We start from the raw sequence: 13,882 nt of genomic DNA, 5'->3' as shown, positions 1-13,882 counted from the left end.
CAGTACCTGAAGCGGCCCGCTTTCCGAGGCCCTGCGGTGGATGAACAGACGACATGCCGAACCTTGATCCGCACGCAGGAATCCCCTCATTGTAGCCATATTTTGCAGGGTCGGTAAAACCCCCGGACAGGCGTCTCATGCCGGGGGCAGGAAGAGGGCCACGAGATCGTTCAGGAAATGCATTCCCTTCTGGGTCGGCGCCATGTTCAGCAGGTCGCGGCGAAGCAGCCCGGCCGCCTCCGCCTGTGCCAGCGCATCCTGGATGGCCAGCAAGGGCAGACCGGTACGCGCCTCGAAGAGCCGGGTTTCCACCCCATCGACCAGCCGAAAGACATTCAGGGCAAACTCGAAGGGCAGCGACTTCGGCGACACATTTTGCCGCTCGCCCAAATCACCCGTTGCCAGGGCCTGCTTCATGTACTGCGCCGGGCCACGCGGCTTGGTGGTGCGCAGGATGCCGCCCGGGCTGGTGATCTTGCCGTGGGCGCCCGCACCGATACCCAGATAGTCGCCAAAGCGCCAGTAATTCAGATTGTGTCGCGCACGCATGCCGGACCGGGCATGGGCGGAGATCTCGTAGCGCGCAAGACCGGCCGCCTCAAGGCGCGCCCGCAGCAGGTCCTCCATTTCGCCGGCCATGTCATTGTCCGGCAACCCGGGCGGCGGCTCATAGGCAAAACGGGTATTGGGCTCCAGGGTCAATTGATACAGCGAGACATGCGCTGGCGCGAATTCAAGGGCTGTCTCAAGATCCCGCAGGGCGGCCTCCATGTGCTGGCCCGGCAAACCGAACATCAGATCGATGTTGAAGCTATCAAACCCCGCCTGCAGCGCGCTTTCCACCGCCGCCCGCGCCTGCACCGCGCCATGTATGCGCCCAAGCCGTTCGAGCATGACATCATCAAAGGACTGCACGCCGATGGACAGACGATTGATGCCCAGCGCGCGAAAAGCCTGGAAGCGCCCGCTTTCCAGGGTGCCGGGATTGGCCTCCAGGGTCACCTCGACAAAGGGCGCCAGCGGCAGGCGGGCGCGAATGCCGGAGAGTAACTGGTCCAGCGCGTCGGGGCTGAAGAGGCTGGGCGTGCCGCCACCGAAGAAGATGGTCTCGACCTGACGCCCCCAGATCAGGGGCAGGTCACGTTCGAGATCGGCCAGCAGGGCATCGACGTAATCTGCTTCCGGGAGGTCGCCGTCGGCGGCATGGCTGTTGAAGTCGCAATAGGGGCATTTGCGCACGCACCAGGGTAGGTGCACATAGAGCGACAGCGGTGGCAGCGTGGTGAAATGCAGCGGCAGGGGCATAGGGTTATCCCGGGTCGGCACCGGCATCAAACCCGCCGGATGAAGCCATGCAGCAGGCAGGTAGACGCGCGGGCCGCCTCCCTGCTACGAGATTGGCTTTCCGGGCAGAGAGGGGCGGCCTTGACGATTTGGGCTATTTCTTCAGTCCAAAGAGATAGGTCGAGCAGTCGGCATAGTCTTTGGACAACCTGCGGAACAGGTGGTCGAGGCTGACGATGGCGTGCTCCAGCAGATTCACGGCGATATAGGAGTGCTCGACCCGCAGGCGCTTGTAATGGGCGCGGGTCAGCGCCAGCACTTCGGTTTCATCGCTTTTTGACACCAGCCTTGCACTGCGCGGCTGACGATCGAAGAAGGACATCTCGCCCATCAGTTCGCCTTCCACCATGCGCCCGACCTCCTTCTGCTCGCCATCCGGGCTATCATAGATCAGCGCTACTTCTCCCTTGACCACGAAATAGAGCGTTTCGCCGAGGGCGCCGATATCCGCGATCACCTCATTCTTGGTAAAGCCCTGATGTTCCACATATTGCAGCAAGGTATCGATTTCCTGCATCGTCAGTGATTGGCACAGGTGCTGGTGCTTCAGAAACTGTGACAGATCAGCCGTTTTCGCGGACAGCATGTGAACTCCTCCTGATGGGCTTGCAAGGCCCGCCGACAACCCGAACGGACAACAGGCTACAGCATAACTCATTCCGGCAATTGGCGTTAAGCATATCAGCCGAGGGCATGCAAGGGGATAGATACTGGCCAGCAGGGAGCCGGCGCTTTACCATAGGCGCGCAGGTGTCCGCCTGCGCCTCGATCCGAATGCAGGGTGTCCATGTTCTACCAGATTTTCAAGCCCGCCGTTTTCCGCCTCGATCCCGAACGCGCCCATGACCTGGCCATCCTGGCGCTGGAGAAGGCCGGCACTTGCAGCATCAGCCGGGGCATGATGCGGACCCAGTTCTACCTGGAGGATGCGCGGCTGTCGCAAACCGTGTTTGGCCTGCGCTTCCCCAACCCCCTGGGCATGGCCGCCGGTTTCGACAAGAATGCCCGGGCGGTGCCGGCGCTCGCGGCCCTTGGCTTTGGCTTTGTCGAGATCGGCACGGTCACGCCCCGGCCGCAGCCCGGCAATCCCGCGCCGCGCCTGTTTCGTCTGGAAGCCGATCGCGCCATCATCAACCGCCTGGGCTTCCCAAGCGAGGGCGCCCCTGCCGTGGCCCGCCGGCTGGCGCGCCTGCGCGATCAGCAAGTGCCCGTCGGCCTGAATCTTGGCAAGAACAAGGATACCCCGCTGGAAGAGGCCGCCAGCGATTACGTCAGCGCCCTGGAAACGCTGTTTGCGTATGGGGATTACGCAGTGGTGAACGTCAGTTCGCCCAATACGCCGGGACTGAGATTGCTGCAGGGTGCGGATTATCTGAAGGGATTGATGCAGGCGGTGCAGGCGGCCAATCAGCGCCTGGCGGCAACGCATGCGCGCCCACCCCTGCCGGTACTGCTGAAGATCGCGCCGGATCTGGCGTCAGAGGACGTCGATGCCATCGGCGAACTGGCACTGAGCACGCTCGCGGACGGCAGCGGCAGGCTGATCGATGGCCTGATCGCCACCAACACCACCCTGAGCCGCGAGGGCCTCAGCCAGGCCCTGGACGAGGCCGGCGGCCTGAGCGGTCAGCCGCTGCGCCAGCGCAGCACCGAGATGATTCGGCGGCTGGCCCGGGCGACCCAAGGCCAGGTGCCGATCATCGGCGTTGGCGGCATCGCCAATGGTCAGGACGCCTATGACAAGATCCGCGCCGGCGCCAGCCTGGTGCAGCTTTATACGGGTTTCATCTACGAGGGCCCGGAAGTCGCGCATCGGATCAAGCGCGAACTGCTCAAGCTCTTGAAAAGGGATGGACTGGGTCATATCAGCGAAGCAAGGGCTCAGGATCTGGCCTGATGGCGCGACCAGAGCCTGCCTGATACAGGGTCAAGCCCAGGCAGGACGAGCCGGCTAGCCCGAAACCATCACGACCGGCTGATCCGTCGGGACCGGGCGCGTCAGCGTGAACCAGAAAGTCGCGCCTTCTCCCACCTGGCCCTCGGCCCAGACCCGCCCACCGTGGCGCGCGATGATCCGGCTGACGGTAGCGAGCCCGATGCCGGTGCCCTCGAATTCATCGATGCCATGCAGGCGCTGAAAGGGCAGGAACAGCTTGTTGACGTAGGCCATGTCAAAGCCCACGCCGTTGTCGCGCACGTAGAAGGCCGGCTCTCCCTCCTGCTCGAAGCAGCCAAACTCGATACAGGCATCCGGTCGATGGGCGGTGAATTTCCAGGCGTTGCCGAGCAGATGCTCCAGCACCACTTTCAGGAGCTGCGAATCGCCCCAGGCCCGGCAGTCGCCCAGCTGCACGAAACGCACCTGCCGCTGCGGATCACGCTCCACCATGACGGCCATGACCACATCCGCCAGCTTGCCAAGGTCCACCGGGCGCTTGAGCATCTCGGCGCGGGTCAGGCGTGACAGGTCCAGCAGGTCGTCGATGAGCTGGCCCATGCGCACGCTGGCGCGCTCGACGCGTTCGAGATAGGCGCTCTCCTGCCCCGCCAGGCGCTCGCCCAGCTCCTCGCGCAGGATGTGCGCGAAGCCATGGATGGCACGCAGCGGCGCGCGCAGATCGTGCGACACCGAATAACAGAAGGATTCCAGCTCCTGATTGGTGGCCTGCAGCTCGGCGGTGCGCTCGGCCACGCGCTGTTCCAAAGTCTCGTTGAGCTCACGGATGGCGGCCTCGGCACGGCGAAACTCGGTGATGTCCTCCACCGCCCCCACGGCGCTGACGAGCCGGCCATCCTCGAGCAGCGGCGTGGCACTGAAGCGCACCGTGCGCAGCGCGCCGTCCTTGCGCCGCCAGCGGGTCTCCAGATTCGCTACTGCTCTGCCGTACATGGCCATATCCATCAGGGCAGTGTTGGCGGCCGGGATGTCCGATTCCGGAAAGAGCATGAAAAAGGGCCGGCCGATCAGCTCATGGGCAGCATAGCCGCTGACCTCGCTCACGGCGCGGTTGACCAGGGTCAGGATGCCTTCCCAGTCAGTTGCAAAGATGGGGATGGAGGCATTTTCGAGGATGGTCCGGTGCAGGCGGGAAGCATTCTGCAGGGCTTCCTGGGCCCGCTTGCGAGCCGTGATGTCCTGGGCAGTCACAATGTAAAAGCGTGGTTCGCCCTGGGCGTCGCGGTACAGCGAGCCACTGAGATAGACCCAGATCACGTGACCCTGCTTGTGGACATAGCGCTTCTCCAAGGCGTAATTGGTGCTTTCTCCCGCCAGCACGCATCTGATCAATTCTTCTTCCGTAGCCACGTCTTCGGCAGACGTGATGTCGCTGAACCTGCGTCCCAGCAGTTCCTCGCGGCTGTAACCAAGCATTTCGCAGAAGAAATCATTGACCGCCATGAAGCGCTGATCCAGGCTCTTGTGAACCATGCCGACCGCCGCCTGGTTGAAGAGGATGGCAAACAGCGACTCGCTCTCGGCACGGGCCCGCTCCAGGGCCTTGCGCTCGCGGATATCCTCGATGACACCCACCCGAAACAGGGGCTGGCCGGTGGCATCGCGCACCACCGTCATGGTCAGCCGGGCCCAGACTGTGTGTCCATCCTTGTGCAGATAGCGCTTTTCGCGGTGCAGCACGTCCATGTCGCCGGCCATGAGCTGATCGATCAGCCTGATATCCAAGGCCAGATCATCGGGATGGGTGATGGCGGGGAAGGTAAGCTGCCGGAGCTCCGCTTCGGTATAGCCCAGGAGCTGGCACATGGCCCGGTTGACGCGCAAGACCCGGTGATCCGGCGCCATATGCACCATGGCCACCCCCGCGTGCTCGAAGGAAGTACGATAGATTTCGAGCTCATCAAAGGCAGAATTGGGTGTAGGCATGGCCACCAGCGTTCCTGAAAATTAGGCTACATGATACACTCCGGCCTCTCCCGCTTGCCAGCCCAAGGGGCTCCAGGTCCCTTGCCATGCGTAAAGGGGCAGGTAGAATCCTTGGCAGCGCTCCACAGCAAACAACATGAATCTGACAGCTACCGGCTTCCCGCTCAGGATAAAGACACATGAAAAAACACCACAACCTGCTCCGCGACCACCAGGACCGGATTCTTGGCAATTGGCTGCAGGCCACCACCGATACCAGCACCCGCATCAACCAGCTCATGAGCCGCGACGAACTGCAGCGCATGTGCAGCCAGTTCCTGCAGAAGCTGCAGCAGGGACTTGAACAGGCGGGCGCGCCAGACCTGCAGCGGGATGGCTTTGCCGGCCTGCGCGAGTTCGTCCAGCACCTGGCCACGGACTTTGCCGAGCGTGGCGTCAGCCCCTCGGAGACCGCCAGCTACATCTTCTCGCTCAAGCAGGTGCTTTTCCCGTTTTATCAGGACGACCTGGACAGCAAGCATCTGGCGGGGGCTTCCTGGGAAATCAACAATCTCATCGACCAGGTGGGTCTTTTCAGCTTCGAGAGCTTCTCACTGGCCCGCGAGCGCATCATCAAGAGCCAGGGCCAGGCCCTGGCCGAACTGTCCACCCCGGTGATCCAGGTCTGGGAAGGCATTGTTGCCCTGCCGCTGGTGGGCACGATCGACTCCATCCGCGCCAAGGAGATCATGGAAAAGCTGCTGGAATCGGTGATCCAGTATCAGGCCGATATCGTCATCATGGACATCACCGGCGTGCCCATCGTCGATACCCAGGTCGCCAACCGCCTGATGCGCACCGTGGAATCCGTGCGCCTGCTCGGCACCCGATCCATCATCACCGGCATCAATCCGGCCATCGCCCAGACCCTGGTGCAGCTCGGCGTCGACCTTGGCCAGCTCAACACCAAGGCCAGCCTGCGCGCCGGGCTCAAACAGGCCTTCCGGGAGCTGAAGCTTACGGTACGCCCGGCCAAGGGGAGCCAGTGAGATGGCCAGCAACATCCCCATTCTGCAGATCGGGCAGCACCTGATCGTTCCCATCCAGGGCGACCTCCATGACCAGTCAGTGCTGGAACTGCAAAGCGATATCCTGGAGCGCATCGAGAAAACCGGCGCGGCGGGCCTGATCCTCGACATCAGCGCGCTGGAGTTCGTGGACTCCTTCATGGCGCGGGTGCTCAATGACATCGCCGCCATGGCCGGCCTGATGGGCGCCCTGACGGTGGTGGTCGGCATGACGCCGGCCATTGCCCTGATCCTGATGGATCTTGGCCTGCAACTGAGCAATGTTCCTACCGCCCGCAACCTGGAGAAAGGCATCGCGCTGCTGCATGAGCTGATCGTGGAAGACGATGACGCAGAGGATGCCGCGGATGACGACTAGCCTGCCAGGCAAGCACATTCCCATTCAGGTGGAGACCGATGTCATCACCGCCCGGCAGGAAGGCCGCCAGATGGCGCAGAAGCTGGGCTTCAAGGCCGTGGATCAGGCGCGCATCACCACCGCCATTTCAGAGCTCGCCCGCAATATCGTCGTCTATGCCCATGGGCGCGGCAGTGTGCTGCTGCGCGAGGTGCAGGACGGCCCCCGCAAAGGCATCGAGGTACAGTTCGATGACCAGGGCCCGGGCATCGAGGACCTCGACCGCGCCATGGGCCAGGGCTATTCCTCGGGCAAGGGCCTGGGCGCGGGCCTGCCAGGCACTAAGCGGCTGATGGATGAATTCGAGATCCGCAGTGCGCCGGGTGAAGGCGTGCACATCACCATCCGGAAATGGCTTTGAATCCGGCCTGCACCCTGCCGCTGAAACGTCCTGAAGACGTACTCTGGGCGCGGCAGGAAACGCGGCGCTTCGCCGCCCGCTGCGCCTTCAGCGGCAATGATCTGGCGCGCATCGAGATCATTGCCGCGGAACTTGCCAGCAATATCATCAGGCATGGCGGCGGGGGCGAAATGTGCCTGGAGCTCATCCCGGATGGCGACAGACGCGGGCTGCGCATCGAGGCGCGGGACCGGGGCCCTGGCATTACCGATATCGCACAGGCCCTGCGCGCCAACTTTTCCACCGCCGGCTCGCATGGAGACGGCCTGAGCGCCATCCGCGAGTTTGCCGATCACTTCGAGATTCAGAGTCGGCCCGGCGAAGGCACACAGATCAGGGTGGAAAAATGGGCCAGATAGATCATGCCGTGGTGCAGCAGCCCGTGCAGGGCGAAAGCACCAGCGGGGATGCCTGCCTGGTGCTGGAAAGCCCCGACCAGGTACTGGTGGCGGTCATCGATGGACTGGGGCACGGCAAGGACGCGCACGAGGCCGCCCAGGCCGCTCTGGCCTGCATCCGGGCCAATGAAAACTGCCCGCTCGACACCCTGCTGACATGCTGCCACGAGGCCCTGCGCCATACTCGCGGCGCGGTGATCGCCGTCTCCCGCATCGATCGCCAGCAGCACCGACTGGTGCATGCCGGCATCGGCAACATCGAGACCCGCATCATCGGCGCCCAGCGCAACTATCATCCGGTATCGATCAACGGCATCGCCGGACATAACCTGCGCAAGATCCGCTGCGAAACCTTTCCGTTCGAGCCCGGCGACCTGCTGGTGATGCATTCCGATGGCATTTCCGATCGCTTCGATCTGAGCGCCCGGTCCCGCGAGCGGGATCTTCAGCTCCTGGCCAGCCAGCTCGTCCATGCCCATGGCCGGCATCACGACGACCAGCTCCTGCTGATTCTCCGGGAGACGCCATGAGCGATATCAGGCTGGCCTACGACCAGATGCTGCAGCGTTTTCTTACCGAGAGACGCGAGATCGACCTGCTACACGCCTACGAGCTGGGCAAGACCCTGCAAAGCGAGCAGGTCAGCCCCGACGAACTGGTGGGCCTGCATCTGGAGGCCCTGGAGAAGCTGCCGCCCGAACTATCGCCGGAGCAGCGCCTGCAGGAGGTGCTGTCCTCCTTTTCCATGCTGCTGGAGATGATGATCGCCTATGGCATCGCCTATGCCGATGCCTATCGCCTGCTGGAGGAAACCGCCAAGGAGGCCGAGGACGCCAAGTACGAACTGGAAAAGACCATCGTCGAGCTTGATCTCGCCAATCATCAGCTACGTGACATGGACCGGCTCAAATCGCAGTTCTTCGCCAACATGAGCCATGAACTGCGCACCCCCTTGAACGCCATCATCGGCTTTGCCGAGGATGGCCTCGATGGTCTGGCCGGCGAACTCAACCCCAAGCAGGCGCGCTATGTCGGCAATATCCTCCATGCCGGACGGCATCTCCTGAACCTGATCAATGACATCCTCGATCTGGCCAAGCTGCAGTCCGGCAAGAGCACCCTGACCCTGAGCGTGTTTTCCCTGGAGGATCTGCTGCAGGACGTGCAAAATACCTTCCAGCCCCTGCTCCAGCGCAAGCGCCAGACCCTGCTGGTGGAAGGCGCCGCCGGCCTGCCGCCGGTGGAGGCCGATCAGGCCAAGCTCTATCAGGTGATCGTGAACCTGGTCAGCAACGCCCACAAGTTCACGCCCGAGGAAGGCCGCATCGTGATCCGCTGCGCAAAGGACGAGGACAGGCTGCGGATCGAGGTCGAGGACAACGGCATCGGCATCCCCACCGAGGCCCTGCCCACCCTGTTCGAGGAATTCCGGCAGGTGGACACCATACGCAAGGGACGCCAGCAGGGCACCGGCCTGGGTCTCGCCATCAGCCAGCGCATCGCCGGGATGCACGAAGGCGAACTGCTGGTGGAAAGCGAGGTCGACCAGGGCTCCACTTTCACCCTCAATATCCCCTACCGGCAGCGATGAGCATGACAGACTCCCACCAGATATTGGTCATCGATGACGATCCTGACAGTGTCAACCGCCTGCGGGATCATCTACAGGCGGCAGGCTTTGCGGTCAGGAGCACGGACAATGCCCAGGACGCCCTGGCGCTGGCGCGCCAACAGCCGCCCGATCTGATCATCACCGACCTGCGTCTGCCCGGCATCGACGGCTTCCAGCTCACCAGCGCCTTGCGCAAGGATGAACAACTGGCCGGCATTCCCGTGCTGTGGATGACGTCCTATTACGATTTTGCCGAGATCCAGGCCCAGGGCGGGGCGTCCCAGACAGAGTTGCCCGTGCCCGGCGTACTGTTCAAGCCCTTCAAGCAGACCGAGCTGCAGCGGCGGGTGCACGCGGCACTTGGCGAACCCCTGCCCCTGGACCGACCGCATCGCATTCTGGTGGTAGACGACGACCTCAGCAATCTCGAACTGATCGAGCGCCGCCTGGAGGTGGAGGGATTCGAATCCAGGCTGGTGGAAAACGCTGGCACCGCCCTCGCGGCATTGCAGGAAGGCAAGTTCGACGCCGTGCTCCTGGACCTGCGCCTGCCCGATCGTGACGGCCTCGACCTGTTGCTCGAAATCCACGCCACGAACCCTGCCCTGCCCGTCATCGTCATGACCGCGCATGGTTCGGAAAGCATCGCCGCGCGCGCGCTCAAGCAGGGCGCCAACGATTATCTCATCAAACCCGTGGGCCGGCGGGACCTGATCGCGGCCTTGCAGCATGCCCTGGAAAAAGCCAGCCTGCGCCAGGAGAACCGCCAAGCCCAGCGCGACCTGGCCACCACCCTTGCGGCCTTGCAACAGAGCAAGAACGCGCTGGAACTGGAACATCAGCGCCTGAGCGACCTGCTCGACATTCTGGATCTTGGCGTTCTTATCCTCGACAGCGCCGGTCAGCTTGAGCGCCTCAACCGCGCCGGCCAGCGCCTCTTGCATATGGAGCATCCGGATCAGGCGCCGCACAGCCTGATTGCCGAAATACGCGATGAACGCGGCGAGATCCTGGACGCCAGTACGCTATACCCGTATTTTGCCTGCCGCCGTCAGGGAGAGATCTACCAGCTACGCTGGACCAACGGCGAGGAAGGCGCGTTGCTCGTGACCGCCACGCCGCTGCATGACGAGACTGGCACATACCGGGGCAGCATCCTCGTGTTTCAGGACGCGACAGACTTGCTCGCCCAGCGCCAGCGTTTCGATGCGCTGCTGCGCATCCAGGAGGAAGAACTGCACCGGACCGACGCCCGTCTGCGCCGCGAAACTCAGCCGGGGAACCCGGCAACGGATTCCCTGCTCGCGCCCCTGACTCATGAGCTACGCACCCCACTGCAGTTCATCGCCAGTTTCAGCGGCCTGCTCGCCAGCGAGGCCGGCCCCCAGCTCTCATTGCGTCAGCGCCAGATGCTCGAACGCATCCGGCATAGCGCCGAGCGCCTGGGGCAACGCCTCGACAATCTGCTTGATCTGTCACTGCTGGCCAGTGATCTGCTCCAACCCAGGCCGGAGCAGGTGGCGCTTGCACCCCTGGTTCAGGAAATGGTCCAGGCCTTTGCCGGGCAGGCCCAGGAGCGCGGCGCCTATATCGACATCCAGCCAGGCAGGCCGGGACTGCACGCCTGGGTGGATCCCGGATTCTGCCGCAAGATCCTCAGCCAGCTGCTGTCCAATGCCGTGAAGTTCATTGGTGTCGGCGGCCATATACAGGTTTCGCTGCGCGATGAAATGGACCAGGCCTGGGTGGAAGTCCGCGACACCGGTAGTGGCATGAGCGCCGGGCAAGCCGCCGCCCTGTTCGATCCCGTAGCGAGCGGGCAGCAAATCGAAGGCCTCGGACTGATCCTGGCGCGCCGGCTGGCCGAGTCCATGCAGGCCAGCCTGCAAGTCGAGAGCGAGCCCGGACAGGGCAGCCGCTTCCGCTTGCTCTGTCCCGTCATGCGGCACACCCTGGACTGACGGCCTGCTTGCAAGATCGTCGGGCATCTGGGATATTATTTTAATAAAATGCCCTGCGGGGCGCTTTCCCACATCACAACTCATATTAGGAGACGCTGCCCCCATGAGCGAAGCCATTGTTTACCTGACCGATGATGCTTTCGAGAGTGCGGTCCTCAAGTCCGACAAGCCCGTGCTGGTGGATTTCTGGGCGGAATGGTGCGGACCCTGCAAGATGATCGCGCCGATCCTCGAGGAAGTGGCCCGTGACTACGGCGACCGCGTCCAGGTCGCCAAGCTCAACATCGACGAGAATCCCGGCACGCCGCCCAAGTATGGCATCCGCGGCATCCCGACCCTGATGCTCTTCAAGAATGGCGCCGTCGAAGCCACCAAGGTGGGCGCGCTGAGCAAATCCCAGCTGACCGCCTTCCTGGACGCCAACGTCTGAGAGAAACCGCTCCCCCGGATCCAGCTTCCGGGGGACTGGCGCTTTTTTCCTGGACGTGTTATCGTGGCCTCACTTCCATACACCGTTCGCAGTTCCGCAGTTTTCCCTTCAAAGAAACAAGTGCGATTTGCTGTCTGAACAACACGTGCAACTGCTGTGTCTGCGCAAAGCTGGCGGTTTGTTGCCATTCCCGGCCTGCGCCAATCCAAACCCTGCGAGAAATCAACCCCCTAATTCCCTGAACCCATGAATCTTACCGAACTGAAACAAAAATCCGCCTCGGAACTGGCCCACATCGCCCAGGACATGGACCTCGACGGCGTCAGCCGCCTGAAGAAACAGGACCTGATCTTCAACATCCTGAAAAACCATGCCAAAAAGGGCGAGAACATCTACGGCGAAGGCGTGCTGGAAATCCTCCAGGACGGCTTCGGCTTTCTGCGTGCCGCCGACAGCTCCTACATGGCCGGGCCGGATGACATCTATGTCTCCCCCTCACAGGTCAGGCGCTTCAATCTGCATACCGGCGACACGGTGGCCGGACAGATCCGCCCGCCCAAGGAAGGCGAGCGCTACTTCGCCCTGCTGAAGGTCGAGAGCATCAACTTCGAGCCGCCGGAAAACGCCAAGCACAAGGTCCACTTCGACAATCTCACGCCGCTGTTCCCCAACGAGCGTCTGAAGCTGGAATCCGATGTCCAGAGCTTTGACGAAATCACCCCGCGCGTGGTGGATCTCGTCTCGCCGGTGGGCAAGGGACAGCGCGGCCTGATCGTGGCGCCGCCCAAGACCGGCAAGACCGTGATGCTGCAGCAGATGGCGCATGCCATCTCGGCCAACCATCCCGAGTGTTACCTGATCGTGCTGCTCATCGACGAGCGGCCCGAGGAAGTCACGGAAATGCAGCGCTCGGTGAAAGGCGAAGTAGTCTCCTCCACCTTCGACGAACCCGCCACCCGTCACGTGCAGGTCGCCGAAATGGTGCTGGAAAAGGCCAAGCGCCTGGTCGAGCACAAGCATGACGTCGTCATCCTGCTCGACTCCATCACCCGCCTGGCGCGCGCCTACAACACCGTGGTGCCCAGCTCCGGCAAGGTGCTCACCGGTGGCGTGGACGCCAATGCCCTGCAAAAGCCCAAGCGCTTTTTCGGCGCCGCGCGCAATATCGAGGAAGGCGGCTCGCTGACCATTCTGGCCACGGCGCTGGTCGATACCGGCTCGAAGATGGATGAAGTGATCTTCGAGGAGTTCAAGGGCACGGGCAACATGGAAGTGCACTCCGACCGCAAGCTGGCCGAGAAGCGCATCTATCCCGCCATCAACATCAACAAGTCCGGCACCCGCCGCGAGGAGTTGCTGGTGCCTGCGGACATCCTGTCGAAGATGTGGATCCTGCGCAAGCTGCTGGCGCCCATGGATTCAGTGGAATCGATGGAGTTCCTGCTCGACAAGCTGCGGGCCACCAAGAACAACGCCGAGTTCTTTGATTCGATGAACCGCTAGTGCTGACCCGCGCGCTGCATCTGGACGCGCGGGTAGCCCTGATCTATAATTTCGCCATTTCGCATTCAGGCGTCACAAGGATTTCACCATGAAAGAAGGCATTCACCCCAAGTACTCGGAAGTCACTGTCAAGTGCAGTTGCGGCAGCGAGTTCACCACGCGTTCCACGACGGGCAAGGAAATCCATCTGGACGTCTGCTCGCAGTGCCATCCCTTCTACACCGGCAAGCAGAAAACCCTGGATACCGGTGGCCGGGTGGACAAGTTCCGCCAGAAGTACGGCATGAAATAAGCTGGCTGTGGCCAGGCAAAGGCGCCCCGAGGGCGCCTTTTTCAGTTGATGCACGAAGCCCATGCGCGAACCCGATGAGACTCATCTCCTGCTGGGCCGGCTGAACAACGTCCGCGAACTGCAAACACTGCTGACGCAGCCCCTGCCAGAGGGGCTGTCGCCGCGACAGGTGCATATTCTCAGCGGCGAACTGCCGGCTGATTTCGATGCCGCCAAATGGGGCCGCACCCATCCCCGGCCTGGGTCATCTCTGCGCTGGACCCTGGCCGGCATGATGCTTTTTGCCCCGATTGGCCTGGCCGGGATCCTGCTCGGCTCCCACTGGATCTGGCTGCCCGGCATGCTGGTCAGTGGCGCTGTCTGGGGCTGGTTTGCCCATTTCTACTGGCGCATCTTCCGCAGCAGCCGGCAGGTGGAGCTGCGGGATTTCGGGCTGCCCAAGCGCGATCTCTTTCTGGCCCAGTCGGAAATGGCCGATGGCGCGGTGATTCTCGTGCTCTGCCTGCGTCCGGTACAGGTGGACGGCGCGGAACGCTGGCTGGCCGCGCAGAACGTGCCGGCTTATCATATTCTGGTCTAGCCACTCACTTACAGG

15 protein-coding genes are annotated in these 13,882 nt (G+C 62.7%); 12 read left to right on the top strand and 3 right to left on the bottom strand.

Annotated elements, in window-relative coordinates:
• Nucleotides 1-135 precede the first annotated feature (135 nt).
• Nucleotides 136-1,305 (bottom strand): radical SAM family heme chaperone HemW, encoded by a 1,170-nt coding sequence (hemW, locus tag WOB96_RS09440; protein ID WP_341371048.1) that lies wholly within the window; start codon nucleotides 1,303-1,305, stop codon nucleotides 136-138.
• A 133-nt stretch (nucleotides 1,306-1,438) separates the two neighbouring features.
• Nucleotides 1,439-1,930, bottom strand: a complete 492-nt coding sequence (locus WOB96_RS09435) for a Crp/Fnr family transcriptional regulator (protein WP_341371047.1) — start codon at nucleotides 1,928-1,930, stop codon at nucleotides 1,439-1,441.
• Nucleotides 1,931-2,131: 201 nt separating this feature from the next.
• On the opposite strand from WOB96_RS09435, the gene WOB96_RS09430 reads away from it, so the two are divergent.
• Nucleotides 2,132-3,241, top strand: coding sequence for a quinone-dependent dihydroorotate dehydrogenase (locus tag WOB96_RS09430; RefSeq protein ID WP_341371046.1), 1,110 nt, complete (start codon nucleotides 2,132-2,134; stop codon nucleotides 3,239-3,241).
• Between the two features lie 54 nt (nucleotides 3,242-3,295).
• On the opposite strand, the gene WOB96_RS09425 is transcribed toward WOB96_RS09430, so the two are convergent.
• A complete protein-coding gene (locus WOB96_RS09425) occupies nucleotides 3,296-5,227 on the bottom strand; it encodes a PAS domain-containing sensor histidine kinase (RefSeq protein WP_341371045.1) in 1,932 nt (643 codons plus the stop codon).
• A 179-nt stretch (nucleotides 5,228-5,406) separates the two neighbouring features.
• Here WOB96_RS09425 and WOB96_RS09420 point away from each other — a divergent pair, with 179 nt between their 5' ends.
• The 11 genes from WOB96_RS09420 to WOB96_RS09370 all read left to right on the top strand — a co-directional run bounded on the left by WOB96_RS09420 (nucleotide 5,407) and on the right by WOB96_RS09370 (nucleotide 13,867).
• Nucleotides 5,407-6,255 carry an STAS domain-containing protein gene (locus WOB96_RS09420; RefSeq protein WP_341371044.1) on the top strand — a complete coding sequence of 283 codons (849 nt, stop codon included), beginning with the start codon at nucleotides 5,407-5,409 and terminating at the stop codon, nucleotides 6,253-6,255.
• A 1-nt stretch (nucleotide 6,256) separates the two neighbouring features.
• Nucleotides 6,257-6,652, top strand: a complete 396-nt coding sequence (locus WOB96_RS09415) for an STAS domain-containing protein (RefSeq protein ID WP_341371043.1) — start codon at nucleotides 6,257-6,259, stop codon at nucleotides 6,650-6,652.
• On the top strand, nucleotides 6,642-7,052 hold the full coding sequence (locus WOB96_RS09410; protein ID WP_341371042.1) for an anti-sigma regulatory factor: 411 nt from the start codon (nucleotides 6,642-6,644) through the stop codon (nucleotides 7,050-7,052). The genes WOB96_RS09415 and WOB96_RS09410 overlap by 11 nt, the downstream gene beginning before the upstream one ends.
• Nucleotides 7,049-7,450, top strand: a complete 402-nt coding sequence (locus tag WOB96_RS09405) for an anti-sigma regulatory factor (protein WP_341371041.1) — start codon at nucleotides 7,049-7,051, stop codon at nucleotides 7,448-7,450. The genes WOB96_RS09410 and WOB96_RS09405 overlap by 4 nt, the downstream gene beginning before the upstream one ends.
• Nucleotides 7,438-8,019, top strand: coding sequence for a SpoIIE family protein phosphatase (locus tag WOB96_RS09400; RefSeq protein ID WP_341371040.1), 582 nt, complete (start codon nucleotides 7,438-7,440; stop codon nucleotides 8,017-8,019). Before WOB96_RS09405 ends, WOB96_RS09400 begins: the two co-directional genes overlap by 13 nt.
• A complete protein-coding gene (locus tag WOB96_RS09395; protein ID WP_341371039.1) occupies nucleotides 8,016-9,080 on the top strand; it encodes a sensor histidine kinase in 1,065 nt (354 codons plus the stop codon). Before WOB96_RS09400 ends, WOB96_RS09395 begins: the two co-directional genes overlap by 4 nt.
• A gap of 2 nt (nucleotides 9,081-9,082) precedes the next feature.
• On the top strand, nucleotides 9,083-11,062 hold the full coding sequence (locus tag WOB96_RS09390) for a response regulator (protein WP_341371038.1): 1,980 nt from the start codon (nucleotides 9,083-9,085) through the stop codon (nucleotides 11,060-11,062).
• A gap of 103 nt (nucleotides 11,063-11,165) precedes the next feature.
• Entirely contained in the window at nucleotides 11,166-11,492 is a 327-nt protein-coding gene (trxA, locus tag WOB96_RS09385; protein WP_341371037.1) for a thioredoxin TrxA, read from the top strand.
• Between the two features lie 246 nt (nucleotides 11,493-11,738).
• Nucleotides 11,739-12,995 carry a transcription termination factor Rho gene (gene rho / locus WOB96_RS09380; RefSeq protein WP_341371036.1) on the top strand — a complete coding sequence of 419 codons (1,257 nt, stop codon included), beginning with the start codon at nucleotides 11,739-11,741 and terminating at the stop codon, nucleotides 12,993-12,995.
• Between the two features lie 88 nt (nucleotides 12,996-13,083).
• Nucleotides 13,084-13,287, top strand: a complete 204-nt coding sequence (gene rpmE, locus WOB96_RS09375) for a 50S ribosomal protein L31 (RefSeq protein ID WP_341371035.1) — start codon at nucleotides 13,084-13,086, stop codon at nucleotides 13,285-13,287.
• A 61-nt stretch (nucleotides 13,288-13,348) separates the two neighbouring features.
• Nucleotides 13,349-13,867: a hypothetical protein gene (locus WOB96_RS09370; protein ID WP_341371034.1), complete on the top strand. Its 519-nt coding sequence runs from the start codon at nucleotides 13,349-13,351 to the stop codon at nucleotides 13,865-13,867.
• The last annotated feature ends 15 nt before the right edge of the window (nucleotides 13,868-13,882 follow it).

This window comes from Thermithiobacillus plumbiphilus, assembly GCF_038070005.1.
Classification (GTDB): domain Bacteria; phylum Pseudomonadota; class Gammaproteobacteria; order Acidithiobacillales; family Thermithiobacillaceae; genus JBBPCO01.
The sequence above is the reverse complement of the archived record's forward strand: the minus strand, read 5'-3'. Positions and strand labels throughout refer to the sequence as shown.

Bases quoted from the DNA above. Each gene is read 5' to 3' on its own strand.
- hemW (WP_341371048.1), bottom strand. From the start codon at position 1,305: ATGCCCCTGCCGCTGCATTTCACCACGCTGCCACCGCTGTCGCTCTAT.
- WOB96_RS09435 (WP_341371047.1), bottom strand. From the start codon at position 1,930: ATGCTGTCCGCGAAAACGGCTGATCTGTCACAGTTTCTGAAGCACCAG.
- WOB96_RS09430 (WP_341371046.1), top strand. From the start codon at position 2,132: ATGTTCTACCAGATTTTCAAGCCCGCCGTTTTCCGCCTCGATCCCGAA.
- WOB96_RS09425 (WP_341371045.1), bottom strand. From the start codon at position 5,227: ATGCCTACACCCAATTCTGCCTTTGATGAGCTCGAAATCTATCGTACT.
- WOB96_RS09420 (WP_341371044.1), top strand. From the start codon at position 5,407: ATGAAAAAACACCACAACCTGCTCCGCGACCACCAGGACCGGATTCTT.
- WOB96_RS09415 (WP_341371043.1), top strand. From the start codon at position 6,257: ATGGCCAGCAACATCCCCATTCTGCAGATCGGGCAGCACCTGATCGTT.
- WOB96_RS09410 (WP_341371042.1), top strand. From the start codon at position 6,642: ATGACGACTAGCCTGCCAGGCAAGCACATTCCCATTCAGGTGGAGACC.
- WOB96_RS09400 (WP_341371040.1), top strand. From the start codon at position 7,438: ATGGGCCAGATAGATCATGCCGTGGTGCAGCAGCCCGTGCAGGGCGAA.
- WOB96_RS09395 (WP_341371039.1), top strand. From the start codon at position 8,016: ATGAGCGATATCAGGCTGGCCTACGACCAGATGCTGCAGCGTTTTCTT.
- WOB96_RS09390 (WP_341371038.1), top strand. From the start codon at position 9,083: ATGACAGACTCCCACCAGATATTGGTCATCGATGACGATCCTGACAGT.
- trxA (WP_341371037.1), top strand. From the start codon at position 11,166: ATGAGCGAAGCCATTGTTTACCTGACCGATGATGCTTTCGAGAGTGCG.
- rho (WP_341371036.1), top strand. From the start codon at position 11,739: ATGAATCTTACCGAACTGAAACAAAAATCCGCCTCGGAACTGGCCCAC.
- rpmE (WP_341371035.1), top strand. From the start codon at position 13,084: ATGAAAGAAGGCATTCACCCCAAGTACTCGGAAGTCACTGTCAAGTGC.
- WOB96_RS09370 (WP_341371034.1), top strand. From the start codon at position 13,349: ATGCGCGAACCCGATGAGACTCATCTCCTGCTGGGCCGGCTGAACAAC.